Annotated in this window: 18 protein-coding genes; 8 read left to right on the forward strand and 10 right to left on the reverse strand. The window is 48.8% G+C overall.

Going from position 1 to position 16,624, the window contains the following annotated elements; translation table 11 throughout:
• Positions 1–87: 87 nt before the first annotated feature.
• The gene (locus M0L20_RS10805; RefSeq protein WP_232560976.1) at positions 88–963 is read left to right on the forward strand and encodes a transglutaminase-like domain-containing protein; all 876 of its coding nucleotides are present in this window, start codon (positions 88–90) and stop codon (positions 961–963) included.
• Between the two features lie 4 nt (positions 964–967).
• Here the strand turns inward: M0L20_RS10805 and M0L20_RS10810 are convergent, their stop codons facing one another.
• Positions 968–1,594 carry a 4'-phosphopantetheinyl transferase family protein gene (locus M0L20_RS10810; RefSeq protein ID WP_435531828.1) on the reverse strand — a complete coding sequence of 209 codons (627 nt, stop codon included), beginning with the start codon at positions 1,592–1,594 and terminating at the stop codon, positions 968–970.
• Positions 1,595–1,670: 76 nt separating this feature from the next.
• Here M0L20_RS10810 and M0L20_RS10815 point away from each other — a divergent pair, with 76 nt between their 5' ends.
• The 3 genes from M0L20_RS10815 to folB all read left to right on the forward strand — a co-directional run bounded on the left by M0L20_RS10815 (position 1,671) and on the right by folB (position 4,008).
• The gene (locus M0L20_RS10815) at positions 1,671–2,570 is read left to right on the forward strand and encodes a WD40 repeat domain-containing protein (protein ID WP_248476937.1); all 900 of its coding nucleotides are present in this window, start codon (positions 1,671–1,673) and stop codon (positions 2,568–2,570) included.
• A gap of 119 nt (positions 2,571–2,689) precedes the next feature.
• Positions 2,690–3,595: a DivIVA domain-containing protein gene (locus M0L20_RS10820; protein WP_248476938.1), complete on the forward strand. Its 906-nt coding sequence runs from the start codon at positions 2,690–2,692 to the stop codon at positions 3,593–3,595.
• A 62-nt stretch (positions 3,596–3,657) separates the two neighbouring features.
• On the forward strand, positions 3,658–4,008 hold the full coding sequence (gene folB, locus M0L20_RS10825; protein WP_232560979.1) for a dihydroneopterin aldolase: 351 nt from the start codon (positions 3,658–3,660) through the stop codon (positions 4,006–4,008).
• A 58-nt stretch (positions 4,009–4,066) separates the two neighbouring features.
• Here folB and ytxJ read toward each other — a convergent pair whose 3' ends face one another.
• Together ytxJ and M0L20_RS10835 are read right to left on the reverse strand one after the other, a co-directional pair.
• Entirely contained in the window at positions 4,067–4,396 is a 330-nt protein-coding gene (gene ytxJ, locus M0L20_RS10830; RefSeq protein ID WP_232560980.1) for a bacillithiol system redox-active protein YtxJ, read from the reverse strand.
• Between the two features lie 54 nt (positions 4,397–4,450).
• Positions 4,451–4,759, reverse strand: a complete 309-nt coding sequence (locus tag M0L20_RS10835; protein ID WP_248476939.1) for a phosphoribosylpyrophosphate synthetase — start codon at positions 4,757–4,759, stop codon at positions 4,451–4,453.
• 63 nt (positions 4,760–4,822) lie between these two features.
• Here M0L20_RS10835 and M0L20_RS10840 point away from each other — a divergent pair, with 63 nt between their 5' ends.
• Both M0L20_RS10840 and rsgA read left to right on the forward strand, forming a co-directional pair.
• A complete protein-coding gene (locus M0L20_RS10840; RefSeq protein ID WP_248476940.1) occupies positions 4,823–6,088 on the forward strand; it encodes a 3-deoxy-D-manno-octulosonic acid transferase in 1,266 nt (421 codons plus the stop codon).
• A 59-nt stretch (positions 6,089–6,147) separates the two neighbouring features.
• Positions 6,148–7,074, forward strand: a complete 927-nt coding sequence (gene rsgA, locus M0L20_RS10845; RefSeq protein ID WP_248476941.1) for a ribosome small subunit-dependent GTPase A — start codon at positions 6,148–6,150, stop codon at positions 7,072–7,074.
• Between the two features lie 64 nt (positions 7,075–7,138).
• Here rsgA and M0L20_RS10850 read toward each other — a convergent pair whose 3' ends face one another.
• Complete coding sequence (locus M0L20_RS10850) at positions 7,139–8,515, reverse strand: cystathionine beta-synthase (RefSeq protein ID WP_248476943.1); 1,377 nt, start codon at positions 8,513–8,515, stop codon at positions 7,139–7,141.
• Positions 8,516–8,868: 353 nt separating this feature from the next.
• Between M0L20_RS10850 and M0L20_RS10855 the strand changes: the two genes are divergently transcribed.
• Positions 8,869–9,273, forward strand: coding sequence for a hypothetical protein (locus M0L20_RS10855; RefSeq protein ID WP_248476945.1), 405 nt, complete (start codon positions 8,869–8,871; stop codon positions 9,271–9,273).
• Between the two features lie 65 nt (positions 9,274–9,338).
• On the opposite strand, the gene M0L20_RS10860 is transcribed toward M0L20_RS10855, so the two are convergent.
• From M0L20_RS10860 to hemC, 6 genes are all read right to left on the reverse strand, one after another.
• Entirely contained in the window at positions 9,339–9,914 is a 576-nt protein-coding gene (locus tag M0L20_RS10860) for a hypothetical protein (RefSeq protein ID WP_248476947.1), read from the reverse strand.
• Positions 9,911–11,011: an AAA family ATPase gene (locus M0L20_RS10865; protein ID WP_248476948.1), complete on the reverse strand. Its 1,101-nt coding sequence runs from the start codon at positions 11,009–11,011 to the stop codon at positions 9,911–9,913. The genes M0L20_RS10860 and M0L20_RS10865 overlap by 4 nt, the downstream gene beginning before the upstream one ends.
• 50 nt (positions 11,012–11,061) lie before the next feature.
• Entirely contained in the window at positions 11,062–12,714 is a 1,653-nt protein-coding gene (locus M0L20_RS10870; RefSeq protein ID WP_248476949.1) for a M1 family metallopeptidase, read from the reverse strand.
• Positions 12,715–12,880: 166 nt separating this feature from the next.
• Positions 12,881–14,110, reverse strand: coding sequence for an ABC transporter permease (locus tag M0L20_RS10875; RefSeq protein ID WP_248476950.1), 1,230 nt, complete (start codon positions 14,108–14,110; stop codon positions 12,881–12,883).
• A gap of 60 nt (positions 14,111–14,170) precedes the next feature.
• Positions 14,171–14,611: a GNAT family N-acetyltransferase gene (locus M0L20_RS10880; RefSeq protein ID WP_248476951.1), complete on the reverse strand. Its 441-nt coding sequence runs from the start codon at positions 14,609–14,611 to the stop codon at positions 14,171–14,173.
• On the reverse strand, positions 14,608–15,534 hold the full coding sequence (gene hemC / locus M0L20_RS10885; protein WP_232560991.1) for a hydroxymethylbilane synthase: 927 nt from the start codon (positions 15,532–15,534) through the stop codon (positions 14,608–14,610). Before hemC ends, M0L20_RS10880 begins: the two co-directional genes overlap by 4 nt.
• Positions 15,535–15,857: 323 nt before the next feature.
• On the opposite strand from hemC, the gene M0L20_RS10890 reads away from it, so the two are divergent.
• Positions 15,858–16,265 (forward strand): Hsp20/alpha crystallin family protein, encoded by a 408-nt coding sequence (locus M0L20_RS10890; protein WP_232560992.1) that lies wholly within the window; start codon positions 15,858–15,860, stop codon positions 16,263–16,265.
• Positions 16,266–16,624 lie beyond the last annotated feature (359 nt).

Here is a 16,624-nt window from a genome sequence, read left to right on the forward strand (position 1 = left end):
CCGTTAAACCAGACAAAAGTAGTATATTCAGGAGGTTTCCGAAAGTAGTTTTTATCTTGGGGCTACCTTAAAACGTTACAAAAAAGCATGAGCGACAACGAATTAAAAGCGCTGATCTCCTTGTTGGACGACGAAGATATGGAGGTAGTTGAACATGTTGAACAGCAAATACGACAAATAGGCGGGCAAATGATTCCGCTGCTGGAAACCGAATGGGAGGGAAGTTTTAATCCAGCCCTTCAAAAGCGAATCGAAGAAATCATCCACGATTTGCAGTACGAATCCGTGCTGGATCGGATGCGCGATTGGAAAAACGGTGGCGCCATGGACCTCTTGGAAGGCCTCTGGATTGTTTCGACCTACCAATACCCGGATCTGTCGCTCGACAAGTTAAAGCGTGATATTGAGCAATTGTATTACGATGTCTGGATTGATATCAAGCCAGACATGCACCCAGACGAGCAGGTTCGGGCTATGAACAATGCTTTCTTCACGAAGCTGAAATTTGCCCCGAATACCAAGCATTTTCACTCGCCGTCTAACTCGATGATCAATCAGGTGCTGGAAACACGGCGGGGGAATCCGATCACGCTTTGTGTGCTTTACATGCTGATCGCCAAGCGCCTGAACCTGCCCGTTTATGGCGTAAACCTGCCCAACTTGTTCGTTCTGACGTATAAGAATGACAACGGGGTTCAGTTTTATATCAATGTTTTCAATCGGGGGCTAGTATTTACGAAGAAAGACATCGACCAGTATATCGACCAATTGAATCTAAAGCGTCTGGATACGTTCTATCAACCCTGCACAAACGTTGATATCGTTCGTCGGGTGCTTCGAAACCTGACCCTTGCCTTCGAAAAAAATGGCGATACGGACCGGGTTCAGGAGGTTGAACGAATCCTGGATATGGTTAAAGACGATGGGGATGGTTTGCCCTTGTCGGATTACACCCAACGATAGCCTACTAAAAAGCAAGTGCCAACAGGCCGGGCCCGACCTGAAAACAACGAATCGTTAGTTGTGCTTCGTGGTCGGGTAGCCGGACATGACCAACCAGATGGTCGTCGCCATCCGCAAACGGTTCAACGTGCAAATGATCACGGAAGGTAAGCTGGCGTTTGCCGTAGAGTTTGTACAGCGCTTCTTTCGCGCACCAGTAGACGGCCAGCCGATTTGGCTCTCCGGCTGCGTGGCTGATTTCATCTTCCGATAAAACCCGTGGCACAACGCGCCGAAACTGTTCCCGAATGGGTTCGATATCGATACCAACCGGACGGGTCCGGTGCAATACCGCAGCCGCCCAGCCGCCCGTGTGCGAAAGGGAAATGTGCCAGGGTGCCCCAATCAGGTGTGGTTTTCCATATTCGTCTTTCTGTAGTCCGGCGTATGCTAACCCTTGCGCTTCAACCAAGCTTTTGACGGCCACCCGGCAGGCCAGCCATTCGACGCGTTGGGCCGGATGGTTGATACCGGCTAGATCCTCCTGTTCGGGTGCGGTCAGTGTTAGATCAGCCCGGAGTGTTGGCTCGTCCTCGGTGATAGACCGGAGCACAGCCACGCAATCATTCGTTATTTCTAATTCGATAGTCACGAATCAAAAATCGGAAGTCGTTCGAGAAAAAGAAAGGTTTACCGACCTTTGATGCTCGACTTTTGGTTTATAAGGCGTGATAATTGAAAAAATTGATACGTTTGGCGGTCATCGTGACTGTGTGTATGCACTCGAACACGGACCGCAACCCCATCAGCTCTTTTCTGCCGGAGCAGACGGCTTGGTGGTGCGCTGGCATCTGGATCGGCCTGATCTGGGAGAACTGGTTGCAAAAGTTCCGGCTTCCGTATACGCGCTCGCTTTACACACCACGAGCGGGCTTTTATGGGTAGGGCAGAATTACGAAGGAGTGCATCTTATCGACGTTTCCAGTAAACAAGAAGTTAACTCGTTAAAACTGACTACGGCGGCCATTTTTGACATAAAATTTTACAAAAATGACGCAATTATTGCGCTTTCGGATGGGGTAGTGATCGTCGTTGACGCCGAACAGCTGGCTATCAAAAAACACTTGAAGGCGTCCGATCAGTCGGCGCGGTGTATAGCCGTTAATCCCGTCGAGCGAGAGGTAGCCATCGGTTATAGCGATAATACTGTCCGGATTTTCGACCTGACTACCTACGCGCTTAAACGGATGATTCCAGCCCACGCTAATTCTGTCTTTACGGTGGCCTATTCGCCTGATTTTCGATTTTTGCTAACAGCAGGACGCGATGCTCACCTAAAAGTATGGCAGGTCGAAAATGAGTACACGTTGCACGAGGATATCGTTGCGCATATGTTTGCCATCAATCATCTTGTCTACAATCCGGCTGGGACGTTGCTGGCAACGGCGAGTATGGACAAATCAATCAAATTGTGGGATGCTGAAACGTTCCGTCTGTTGAAGGTTGTTGATCGCGCCCGCCATGCCGGACATGGTACATCTGTTAATAAATTGTTGTGGACTAATTACAAGAATCAGTTGCTTTCGGCAAGCGACGACCGCACGGTTTCGGTCTGGAAAGTAGCCTAACGCACAGTTTTCAGACCGAACAAGCGGATTTCACTTGCCATTTATTGATAAATCCATATTATAGGTGTTACTTCACCCTCAGCAGGTATGACAATAATTACCTTAACCGAAGTGTACCGATGAAAATTACGCCCATTGAGATCCGGCAGCACACGTTCGAACGGGGGCTGCGTGGGTATAAATCCGAAGATGTTGATGCTTTTCTAGTTTCACTTTCTCAAGAATGGGAGCGTGTCACCGGTGAACATAAAATGCTGAAAATGCAGCTTGAGTTAGCCGAGAAAGAATTGGGTAAACTCAAAGAAGTAGAAATGACCCTGTTTCGGACGCTGAAGACCGCCGAGGATACGAGTACACAAATTACTGATCAGGCCACAAAAGCAGCAGAGCAGTATATGGCCGAAGCCCGCCAGCGCGCCGATGACATGCTGGCCGAAGCCCGTAAGAAATCGACATTGATGGTGCAGGACGCCGAAAATCAGTCGCGCTTTCTGAAAGAAAATATCCTTAATGACCTGAAAGTGATTGAACATGATTTCAAGGCGCTGGAGGGATACAAGGAAAATCTGGCTACTCAGATACGCTCGCTTGCCAGCGGGGCTATTGATAGCGTTGATCGGTTCGAGAAGAAGTTCTTGAAGCAGGACCTGAAGGGGAAAATAGATGAAGTGTCCACTCAGATCAATGGTGAACTGAAAAAGGCTGACGAGGAGCAAAGTGTGCGTGCGTTACCGATGCCCTCCGAGCCAGCAACGCCTGTCGATGAACTCCCTGAATTGGTTGAGCGCGAAACGGCCATTCCCGAAGCAATACCCATTGACGAACCGGTTATAGCCAGACTCGATGACGCCGTTCATGAGGAAATGCAGCCAGAAAACGCATCATTACCGGTGGCTCAGCCAGAACCCGCCTTTGAGAAGACAGCCCCAGAGTCTACCTTAGCCGAAGTAAATACAGCAGAGCCAGCGATAGTCGTTGAAGAGACGCAACCAAAGAAGGGAGGGTCTTTTTTCGACCAGATCTAAACGCGTTGTGGTTCGCTGACATAACGCGCAGTACTTTTAGCGGGTATGCACCCGCCTTGTAAATGGGAACAATTGCATTAGAAGGACTTGAATTTTTCTCCTACCACGGTTTTTACGACGAGGAGCAAAAAATAGGTAACAAGTATTCGGTCGATATTGTGGTAACCGCCGATTTCTCGGAAGCCGCCCGACGCGACCGATTGAGCGCCACCGTTAACTACGAAGATCTTTATCAGATTACGGCTGCCGTGATGAAGCAGCCAGCGCGATTGCTGGAACACATTGCTCACCGCATCATTCAGGAAATCCGACTGAAGTATTCCGATTTGCTGGCCGTGGAAGTGAGCGTCTCCAAATTCAACCCGCCGATTGGGGGTGTTTGCCATCGGGCGAAAATCACGTTGAAAGAATAAGAAAAAGGGGCGGAAGAAATGGTTTCTTCCGCCCCTTTTTACGAGCATACATTCTTTGCTAGACAGCCTGCTGTAAACCCGCAAACGAGATCGACATGTGCGAGGCATCATAAACGCACTTGCCGTTCCGAATCAGCAATACCTGTGGTGATTCGTGTACTACGCCGAATACATTCTCAATTTTATTGGAAATAGGCCGGTTTGCCAGCAAATCCAAGTAGTAAGGTTTCACGCCAAGCTGATCGCTCCAGTTGCGTTCCATCCGGCTGAGCGCCATGGCGCTTATCGAGCAAGTCGTGCTGTGTTTGAAAATCAGCACCGGTTGCTTCGCAGACTCCTCCTTAATTTCGTCGAGTTGAGCGTCGCTCGTTAGTTTATTCCAGTTCATTGTAACAACACGTATTCTGTTGAAGCAGAATGATTTTTTTGCTTTAAAAGTTCGTCATTCTTCGGGCGTATAACGCAGTTTTTCCGCCATTTCCGGGGATACTGCCTGCGCGTAGGCTCCGTACGCATCTACCAATGTGCCTCGGTTGCCTTCTTTGTCTTCAACGGCATACAGAACGCTTGAATCGTCAGGGTCAGTCATGCCTTCGAAGCGATAAACCTGTACAATATCAAAATCGGTGGGGTGGAGCTGAATATCCGTTTGCTGACAGTGCAGGGCGTCGCTTTTCAGGTTGTAGTCGAGCGTGAAGCCTTGTTGGCGTAGGCCGTCCAGTGCTTCGGTGAGTGTGTCGTAGGTTTGCATCGTTTTGGGAATGGTTTGGGCAGCAGTGATTAGCTTTGTAAATATAACCAACCGTATATTCGCTTGTTCTCGGGATTCTACAACACCGGTATTTTTGTCTTCCAGAGCCTATTGCGGCTAGTAGCTCCGTTCAACCCCAAAGCTAAAAAATGGGTCGATGGTCGGCGTGACTGGCGCAGTAGTCTGACCAACAAATTGGCTTCGAACAAGAGTCCGGTAGCCTGGTTCCATGCAGCTTCGTTGGGTGAGTTTGAACAGGGGCGTCCGGTTATAGAAGCCTATCGGGAGCAGTACCCTGACCACAAAATCCTGCTGACGTTTTTTTCGCCATCGGGATACGAAGTGCGTAAAGACTACGACGGTGCCCATTTTGTAGTATACCTGCCCGCTGATACACCCGTCAACGCCCGCGATTTTGTAGCGATTGTAAAACCACGAATTGCTTTTTTTATCAAATACGAATTCTGGTACAATTACCTTCACGAGCTAAAAGCCGCAGGGGTTCCTACCCTATCTTTCTCCGCTATTTTTCGACCGAACCAGCTTTTCTTTAAACCCTACGGAGGGTTTTACCGGAACATGCTTCGTTATTTCGACCATATTTTGGTGCAGAATGACGAATCGGTTCGGTTACTGAAAAGCATTGGTCTTTCAACGGTGACGCTGACGGGTGATACCCGTTTTGATCGGGTGGCTCAGGTCGCAGCGGCCAAAAAAGATATTCCGGTTGCCCGCACGTTTAAAAAGGGTGCGCCGATGCTGGTAGTAGGCAGCGCGTGGAAAGAAGACATGGACGTGCTAATCCCGTTCCTGAATCAGTTCGACAAACCGTTGAAAGTGATTATCGCTCCGCACGAAATCCACGACGAGGAAATCCAAAGATGGCGTGGTGAATTGAGAATGCCGTCCGTTCGCTTTTCTGAAACGCAATCGCCAACGTTCGATCAATCGACGCTCGAATCATTCGCGGTCCTGTTTATCGACAATGTCGGTATGTTAACGTCGCTTTATCAGTATGGTGAATTTGCGTTTATCGGAGGGGCGTTTAAGCAGGGGCTTCATAACATCCTGGAAGCGGCCACGTTTGGAATGCCCCTTTTTTTCGGCCCCAGCTACGACAAATTTCAGGAGGCCGTTGATCTGGTACAGGAGGGGGCCGCTTTTCCGATCGATAGTACCGTATCTTTAAACGTTGCGTTTGCAAAACAATACGCCGACCGCTCTAAAGCCGCTCAGGTGAGCCGGAATTATGTGCTGCGGAACATTGGCGCAACGGCGCAGGTTATGGAGGTTGTACAACAACTAATGGGCGAAAGAACGATTGGATAAAGAACAGAAAAGTCGGTATTACAGTCTTTCGCTTACTCACTCTTTTTGCGCACGAAGCATTGAAACAAGGGTTAATTATACGCTCCACAGGGTCCTGGTACGATGTTCGCGACGAGGATGGTCATATATTTCAGGGTAGACTGAAAGGCAAGTTCAAGATCAAAGGGCTGAAAGTCACCAATCCCATTGCCGTGGGCGACCACGTGACGTTTGCCGTTGAAGATGAAGCCGAAAACACGGCAATTATTACGGAAATTGCTCCCCGCGAGAATTACATTATCCGGCAGTCGGTGCACAAAACGGCCCACGGGCATATTCTGGCGGCTAATCTCGATCAGGCGGTGTTGCTGGCAACGCTAACCCTGCCGCGCACGTCGCTTGGTTTTATCGACCGGTTTCTGGTTTCGGCCGAGTCATTTCGCATTTCAACGACCATCGTTTTCAACAAAACAGATATCCTGAACGACGAAGGGCTGGCCTATCAGCAGGAAATCATGGCTATGTACGAAAACATCGGTTACCAATGCATGGCTACTTCCGCAACGGAAGGGGAGGGTGTGGACGCTTTTCGACACTTGCTGGACCATAAGGTGACGCTGTTATCGGGCCATTCGGGGGTAGGAAAATCGTCGTTGGTTAATGCGATCGCACCCGACCTGAATTTACGGACCAACGAGGTGTCTACTTTTGCTAACAAAGGTGTTCATACGACTACCTTCGCCGAGATGTTTGAACTGGCTCCCGATACGTATATCATCGATACACCGGGTATTAAAGAACTGGGATTGATCGATACAGCTAAGGAGGAAATCAGCCATTACTTTCCCGAAATGCGCGACCGGCTGAACCAGTGTCGCTTTCATAACTGTCTGCACATCAACGAGCCCGGCTGTGCGATAAAAGACGCCGTCGCCGAAGGTGACATCGCCGAAAGTCGCTATATGAGTTACCTAAGCATGGTTGAAGGCGGAGATAACCGGCGGTAATGTAATGAATGATGTAGGGTGCATGAGGTATGTTTGCTAACTAGTCATACACCCTACATCAATCTTAGTTTGTCATGGCGGCCAGCAAGTCGGCCTGCGTAATGATGTGTATCTGTTCTTTTTCGTCGCGAACAAGCAGGGCTTTGTTTTCCCGGTCAATCAGCGAGGACAACGAATCGATCGTGTTGTCCAGACCGACGAATTTAAACGGTTTGTCCATTACATCGCTGACCGGTTTCTCTTTTACGGTCGGGTCTTCGATCAGTTTGTTCAAAATAGTTGAATCGGTAATGCTGCCCACAATTTGACCGGATTCGTCAACGATTGGAATCTGCGAAATGCTGTGCCGGTTCAACACGTGAATCGCTTGCCCGACCGAAACGCCGGAACCAATGGTGGTTAACTGTGAATGCCCGTTCTTACTGTGGATAATGTCGCGTGCTGTTTTAAACGCTCTGTCTTCCAGAAAGCCGTGGTCTTTCATCCAGGTATCGTTGTAAATCTTGGCGAGGTAGCGCGTGCCGTGGTCGGGTAGGAGAATCACCAGCACGTCGTCATCGGTGAGGTGATCTTTAGCCCATTCCAATGCCCCATGCACCGCCGTACCACACGACCAGCCCACAAATAATCCTTCCTCGCGCGACAGCCGCCGTGCCATAACAGCCGCGTCTTTATCCGTCACCTTTATAAACTGGTCGATAACGCTAAAGTCAACGTTTTGCGGCAATATGTCTTCACCGATGCCTTCGGTCAGATACGGATAAATTTCCCGTTCATCGAACTGGCCGGTTTCCTTGTACTTCTTGAAGACAGAACCATACGTGTCCATTCCTATCGAAACGATAGCCGGATTCTGCTCTTTAAGGTATTTTGACGTGCCGCAGATGGTTCCGCCCGTACCAACGCCAGCCGCAAAGTGGGTGATTTTACCATCTGTATCGCGCCAGATTTCGGGACCGGTGGTTTCATAGTGCGCTGCGGTATTGGCCGGGTTATCGTACTGGTTTGGATACAGCGAGTTTGGAATATCGCGGTTGAGCTTCTTGGCGACGGAGTAATACGAACGCGGATCGTCGGGAGCTACGTTCGTTGGACATACGACAACCTCTGCACCTACTGCCCGCAAGATGTCGATCTTTTCTTTCGACTGCTTATCGGCCATCGTGAAAATACACTTGTACCCTTTGCTGATAGCCGCCAGCGCCAGACCCATGCCGGTGTTACCGCTGGTTCCCTCGATGATGGTTCCGCCGGGTTTCAGCACACCGCGTGCTTCGGCGTCTTCGATCATGCGAATGGCAATGCGGTCTTTGACGGAGTTGCCGGGATTGAAATATTCGACTTTCGCCAGAACGGTGCCCCGGATACCTTTCGTGACTTTATTGAGCTTCACCAGGGGCGTGTTGCCGATGGTATCTATGATGGAGTTATAGTAATGCATAATAATCAACGTCGGTTGGCCCAACTATGGTTTTGTCTTTAGAAAACCATTAACCAGCAAGTTCGTTTAGCCAATTTTGTTTACCGCCCTCTGCGAGTCTACTATCAGTTCTTAGCGCCGTGGTGTCGGTGGTGTCGGTTTCTTAAAACCGACACCACCGACACCACGGCGCAGCTCATAAATCTATATCCGAGATGCCGATGTATCATTAACGCACTGTACACCTGATAAGACGATTTCTACTGTTCAGTTGCTGTTTGATGCAATTCGCGCAAGTGTCTGTTCACAAGGATTTTAAACAGCTATACCTTTGACTCACTCTTTTAGCCAAAACAACAAATACGAACAGAATTATGAAAACTATTGCTCAATCATTCGCTATGGCCCTGCTGCTAAGCACAGCTGCGTTCGCTGACAACATCGTTATAACATCAACCAAATCGGTTAGTCCGATGGTAACAACGAATTCGTACAAAGTGGCTGTTTTCCCATCATCGACAAATGGGTCTAAGCTCCACGTTATCGTAGAGCGGCAGCCGGGCCAATCGATGACCATTTTCCTGAAAGATGCGCGTGGTAATGCACTCGGTCAGCAGCGAGTTGGTAAAAGTCAGGGAACGTTTCGGTTTCAGTTCGATCTGGCTGAATTGCAAGATGGTAACTACCGGGTTGAAGTGGTGAGTGGTAACGACGTTGCGCTGTATCCAGTCACGCTAAAAACGCAGCCTTCCGTAGCGCGCACGCTGATAGTAAACTAATAGATAAAGGGTAAGATTGGGTCAGAAAGCCACGGTACTATTGCTGTGGCTTTTTTGTGGTTCAGCTATTGTTGGCTGACAAAGGCTTTGACCTGCTGATGAAAGTGCTTGAAACTGTTAGAACGCTGTTCGAGCCAGTCAACATCGAGATTAACCAAAAGTTTATTAGCTAATTCGAGCTGCTTATCGACTTTGAGCTTACCGCCATACACTCGTTGCTTGGCTTCGATTCGCATGATTTGTTCAAACGATTCATTCTTTGTTGAGGTAGGATTGGTTTTGTGCCACTGCAAATAAAGAAGCCAGTGTTCAATACACTGAACCGGCATCATAAACACAACTTTGGGATGACCAGAGCAAAGCGAAGATAGCTTAGACTTCAACACATCAATTTTCTTGCTATCGGTCGAGTCGGTATCGCGTCCAATAAAAAGCAGATCTAAACCATAATTTGTAAACCCTTTCCGGGTTGCGTCAGGGATCGAATCTTCTACTTCACGAGCGTTACTTGCTCTAATTGCCCAACCGAATGGCTGGCTTTCTTCAAAAAGACCAGGATGACACTGACCGAGATAATACTCGATAAAGTTTCTGTGGGCGCGATCTTCACACAGAATTCCGTAACGAATGGTTTTACTCATTTTGGTACACCGCCCAAAAATCCAACTTTCCAAGCCTGACCTAAGCCGTTCAGGTATCGAGGAGGATCAATGCCTAAACGAGTACTTTCTTCGGTTTCCGGCTCTATAATGTCTTTCTGCAAATTCTTGACGTGAGTGGCCCCTTCATCATCTTTATCGAAAATAAATACGGACTCAGGCATGTCTTTAAACATATCGACAACGGCTGGGCTGTGCGTTGTCATAATCACCTGTACGTCCTTCTCATCGGCTAAACCAAAGATAAAGTTAATTACTTCTTCGATCCGGCGCGGGTGGATGCCTTTTTCAGGTTCTTCGAGAAGCAAGAGTTTGGGTGGATTAGGCTGATTAATGATACAAAGAAGAGCAATAAAATAAAGCGTTCCCTCCGAGAGTTCGTCAGCCCAGTAAATTGTCTTTTGCTTACCGTTTGTTAAACCAATGCGCTTAAAGGTTTTATCACCAAACTGTTTTACCAGTTCGTCCGTAGAAGGAACATTCTGAAAGTTGATTTCTGTAAATTCGGGAACGCACTTAGCCAAATCCGCTTTTATCTGCGCAAAAGATTCTGGATACTCGTCTCTGATTCGGTCAAAGAAAGCAATCAAATTAGAAGCATCCGCAGCGACTGAATCGTCACCTAATCCCACAGGTGCTGGTTTATCAAGTTTGTTCGGATCAGGTTTGTAAACAGAGCTTATACTAAAGAAGTCTTGCATACTGTCACGCATTGAAGGGAACTCAGTGTGCTGAATCTCCGATATTAGACTGTCACTAATGCCGTAATAAAGTTTATACTCATCAGTAAAATTTTCTGACAAGTATCTATAAATCAAATGGGTAAAGTTACCTTGTATTTCTTCAAAAGGCTTTTCGTTAAATATTAAGCGTAAAGACAAATTCTGGCTAGGTTTTTTTCGAAACATGTCCTCTGTACCAACGCTGCCACCTTTGACTAGATCATTACACTTGGTAAGTGCCTTTAGAAAATTTGTTTTACCGGAGTTGTTGGGGCCGATTAACAGATTGACTTTTTGAAGGTCGAGCGTGACGTCTTTCAGGCTCTTGAAGTTCTGGATCGAAACGCGCTTGAGCATGGTCGTAAAGAGTTTGAGGCCGCTGAAGGACTGTCGTACAAGGTAACCAATTATTTCCCCATCTGAACAGCCCGCATCAGGACCGTATTGTCGGGGTCGATGACTATCGAAGCCGGTTGAGCCGACACCGGAACCGTAAAGGTCTGGTTTGTATTCGTCAGGTTCAGGCGGGCCGTACGGCTAATCTCACGACCACGGGCATCGCGGAGGCTGAACGTAAGCGGGAGCGTGAAAACCACACCCGTGCGTTGCGCCTGACGGACATCGATCACCAATGCTTTCTTCGCTGCGTCGTAGCTGCTTCCCCAGACGAGTTCGGGATAGCCGGGTTCGTAGAGCCATTGCCTGAAAAACGTCTCTAGTTTCTTTCCCGACACGCTTTCCATGACCGCCTGAAAATCGCTGGTGTGGGCGTTGGCATTGCGGTATTTCTGGTAATATGCCCGGATGCCTTTCCAGAATACGTCGTCGCCGAGTTCGTGGCGAAGCATGTGCAATACCCAGCCGCCTTTCTGATACGAATTTGGGTTCAGCAGATCCATCAGATTCGTAGTGGTCGAGTCAACGATGGTGCTTTTGGGATTGAGGGCCGTATAGCGCAGAATTTGCCCTTTGTTCTGGTTGAGTACGGCGTTGAGCGTGTCTTTTCCGTAGGCGTGTTCGAGGTAGAGCGCGGAGAAATACGTCGCAAACCCTTCGCTTAGCCAAAGCTGCGACCAATCGGCTTCGGTAGCCGAATTACCAAACCACTGGTGGGCAATCTCGTGAGCCAGCAACGCTTCAACGTCCGAATCCTTATGACCAACAATCACTTTCTCGTTGTAGAAAATGCAGCTGGCGTTTTCCATACCGCCGAAAATGGTGGTCGATTCGACGTTAGCCAGCTTCTCGTAGGAATACGGACCAACCTTGTCGATAAAGTATTGCAGGATTTCTTTGGCCGGACGGTAATCGACAAATCCTTTCTGACTGTCTTTGGGATACAGCCAGCTTTGCACCGGCACACCGCTTACCGAACCGACTTCATCAACCGCAAACCGAGCGGCTCCAATCACCATCACCTTTGTTGGGATGGGGGTGTTTTCCTGCCAGCGGGTTACTTTTCTCCCGTTGGACAGATTATTTTCACCGACGAACTTGCCGTTCGCAATGACGCGGTACGAAGCCGGTGCGTTTACCGAAAAGGCGCAGGTCGCTTTGTCGGAGGGGTGATCGACTACGGGCAGGTAGTTTCGGGCATTGTTGGGCCAATTGTCGCCGAAAAAGGTGCGTTCGCCAAACTTATTCCGACTGATGATCAGGCCCCGTGCCGGAGTACCCTCGTAACGAATAAATACCTCCGTTGATTGGCCGGGTTGTGCAGCCGGAAGATTGATAAACACCCGATCGTTGCGGTGCGTAAACGGAGCTGTTTTACCGTCGGACAGGCGTACTTCCCGTACCTGCATACCGGTTCCTGTCGAGTCGCTTTTTCCTCCGATCAGATCAAACCAGACGGTCTGCCGATCATCGGCGCGGGTAAAACGAATGGTGGTTTCGCCCTTGATCTGGTTGGTAGAATCGCTAAGGGTTAATGAGAAGGCATAATGTTGAACGTCAACACCGGGTTGTGTGTAACGAGCCGTATTGCCCGGCAACTGAGCAAATGAAGCGGTCGCCAGAAGTAGGAAAAGAACGCAGAATTTTAATTGCAATTGAGTCATTGATAATCCAGTAATTGAGGGAGTTAAACCGTGGCGGTGTGGTGTCGTCGGAGCCGTGGTGTCGGTTTTGAGAAACCGACACCACATCACGCCTTTCACGGATTCCGGGCAATAACGGTTCGAAAACCTGACATCACCTACCGCCACGGTTTGTTTTCGTCTCTAGTTAATCTTCGGCCAGAGTTCGCGAAATGTTCATGCGATACACTCCCAGGGCAGGCAACGCAGCGGCCAGCAAACCAATCAAAACGGCGACGCCTAACAAAATCCATTCTTCGGGTAAGATGCCAAAAGCAGCCAGGTTATAATGATACTCTGACGACACACTGTTCGAAAACAGCCACAACCCGACGCGGCTTAATAGAATGCCTAATCCAAAACCAATCAGCGCCAGTACCAGTCCTTCGAGCAGCAACATGCCAAACAACTGCGCCCGTGTTGCGCCCATCGAAAGCATCAGGGCCATCTCGTAGCGACGCTCTTTTAACGAATTATACAGCGACACAAATACACTGATACCCGAAATGAGCATAATCACAACGGCTAATCCGCGCAAGGTTTCCACCCCAACACCAAGCAGCGAAAACAGCCGGTTGATCTCAATGTTAGGCAAAGCTGCCTGTAGCTTGGAGTTTGTATTGATGCCGCGAGCGATCATCATACCGAGCGGGTTGCGGAACTGGATAAGCATGCTCGTGATTTCGCGGGGAGCCTCCTCGTGTTCTTCGTGCTCATGGGCTTCGCCCTCTTCGTGTTCGTGCTCTTCGCCGTGTTCATCGTGGTGCTCGTGAATGGCCCAAACGCTTGACAACGGAGTCAGAATGAGCTGATCGACAACCGTATTGCTGGGGCTCAGAATACCAACAACTTTATATTTGGTATCGGCGTGTACGTCGCCTTCGGCATCAAGTCCGTGCGATCCAGAGAATGTATCGCCCAGTTTCAAACCCGCTACGTCGGCCACACGCGACCCAATTACCGTTTCCAGGTCCTGCTGAAACAATCGTCCTTGACCCACGCTTGCGTCAAAATGATCGATGTATTTTTTGTTGGTACCGACGATCCGAAACGAGCGGTAGTTATCGCCCATCGACAGCGGAATGGCCGTTTTGATCATCGGGTTGCGCGTTAGCTTTTCGGCTTCTTCGAGCGGAATATTACCCGTCGGCGAATCAATCTGGTAGATGCTGGACAGAATCAACTGCAAAGGGCTGCCTTTTGCGCCCAGCACCATGTCTATACCTTTGATATTTTTCCGGAACTGGTCGTCTAACTGCTTGTTAAGCAGCAGCAGCAACGATATAATCGTGATGCCGAAGGTCATCAGCAGACCGCTCAGAAAGCTGCTTAGTGGTTTGTCTTTTAGGTTGCTCCAACTAATTCGGAATAAATTCATGGTTGCAGATGAACACAGATTGATCAGAAAAAGGCAAACGCAAATTACCGATTTGCAACGTTATTGCAAATCCAGTTTGAAGTGATGACTGACGATATTAAACCGTTTGTTCAGATACAGTCGATGCGCGTCGTAACGAGCGGGATTCTGACCCGAATCCAGTGAAACGCATTGGCAACCAGTCTGCCGAGCCTGTTCAACGATAAAATCGACCAGAGCGCCGGCATAGCCTTTTCCACGGGCTTCTGGCAGCGTCGACAGATCATCGATGTACAACGTTTTGCCGCTGTACAATAAATGCATGATGCGGTAACCCGTAACGGCAGGAGCGGGTCTTGACGGATCACCTTCGTCGACGAAAGCTAATACGAACCGTTCATTTTCCTGTTGAAACCGAATTTGTTCAAAAGCCTGCTCTTCGGTCAGATGCGGGCGCAGGGCCAGCATGGCGGGCAAACAACGACGAATCTCGGCGTCGGTCTGGGCAATCGTTATAGTCATAGATGAGCGCGAATCTCGGTTAATAATACGTCACCACCACGTCCTAAAATCGTTTCGGCCAGCTCGTGGCCTAGCATTGTCGCTTGTTCAGGTGTACCCGTAAAGGTTTCGCGCAGGAGTTGGCTACCGTCTAGGCTAACCAGTCCGCCGGACAGGCTAATCGTCTGCTCCTTCGTCCACTGTGCCAGCGCAAAGGACGGAATACTACAGCCGCCTTCCAGCCGGGCCAGGAAAGCCCGCTCAGCGCGTAAACACGATTCGGTCAGGGAGTGATTCGTCAATTGACGGATGGCATTGGTTTTATCAATAGCCAGTGTTTCGGCGGCTTCGATGGCAATGCTGCCTTGTCCAACGGCGGGCGTAAAATCAGCGATTGGTAGATGCTCGACAATCAGATCGTCGTATCCCATCCGATGCACACCCGCGTAGGCCAGCAACAGCGCATCACATTGCCCTTCATCGAGCTTACGCAGACGCGTTTGTAAGTTTCCCCGCATATCCACGGTCGTGACGTGTGGACAGAAATGCTTCAGCATAGCGACCCGACGTGTAGACGAAGTGCCAATCGTGAACTCCCGACCATTGGTAAGCGACAGACTCTTGTCGCGACTAATCAATACGTCGTTCGTTAGTTCCCGTTCGGTGAAAGAGATAATCGACAATCCCGTTGGCAGACTTGACGGTAGATCTTTGGCGCTGTGAACGGCAATATCAATCGACCCGGCCCAAAGCTGCTCTTCCAGTTCCTGGGTAAAAACGCCTTTGCTGCCAATCTTCGATAGCGAGCGATCCAGCACTTTATCGCCTTTCGTATCGATGAGTACCAGTTCGGAGGTTAGTCCACCGGCTTGCAATAGTGCTTGTATATGTTCGGCCTGCCACAAGGCCAGGCGGCTCGTGCGGGTTCCAATTCGAATATGCATGTGAAGTTCTAAACTGCTTCTAAAGTGCAAAGGTACGGCTTAGACGCCACCAAAACAGGCTCTTTTCGTGGTAAATACGCTGATCGGTTCTGTAGAAGAGAAACCACACCATACCACAACGGCTACGACCATAATTCCCCAATCGAGCGAATTGGTCGATATGGCATAAAAAGATAAAAATAACCCTCAGATACGTCAAAACGGCATTAATTGCGCTCAATGAAGCATAAATGGCTGACAGCTTGGCGTAAATAAAGACTCTTAAACCCTTAGGCACGAGGTTTGTCTATATAACAGTACTTGGACAGTAAACAGCAACTCCTATGAAAGCGATAGAGAATGTATTTCAGGGAACGGGCGGTCAAGTTGATTTGCTCAACACCCTATACGGTGGTTCGAGCCAAACGACAATGAAAGTTGAACGGGAGGACGAGCGGCTTATTATTAAATTATCAGCTCCGGGTGTCAGTGCCAATTCATTCAATGTATTGATCGAAGGAAGTAAACTTGTTTTATATACACTACTCGTTAGCACTTCATCACGCAAGGACGACGAAGGCAACAGCCAGCGGTTGGCAGTGCCAATGTTCTTACGCGTGCTCGACATTCCTTCTTTTGTGAATGCCGACCAGATTGAAGCTGTTCACGAACACGGTCAGGTTATGGTGATGCTACCTTTCAAGGATGAAGAACACCTACACCGGCGGATCGACATTAAGGATCTTTTTTAAGTGAACTTATCTCCCTATCCGGGGCTCCAAGCAGCCCTGTAGCCTATAGATTAGAATGCGGGTCGTTTCTACGGAAGCGACCTTTTTTGTGCCGTTCAGTTTCAGCGTAGTAACTAATTTTACGTAATTAATAGACTGAAAATCAGGGAAGCATGTTTTGGTAGAACTATTTCAAGAACTTGCAGAAAGGTCAGTAACTCAACATGCTGATTGCGTTCCGTTTACCAAAATAGATTAATTGTTCATTCCAGAAACTAGGTTGTAGAAGTGGCCTAAACGGTTAATTTTGTTGGAGCGATTGAATACACCGAGTCTTTCATGCACCAGCTTGAACAACTGGTAAAAACACATAAACTGCA

It is taken from the genome of Spirosoma liriopis (assembly GCF_023196085.1).
GTDB lineage: Bacteria > Bacteroidota > Bacteroidia > Cytophagales > Spirosomataceae > Spirosoma > Spirosoma oryzicola.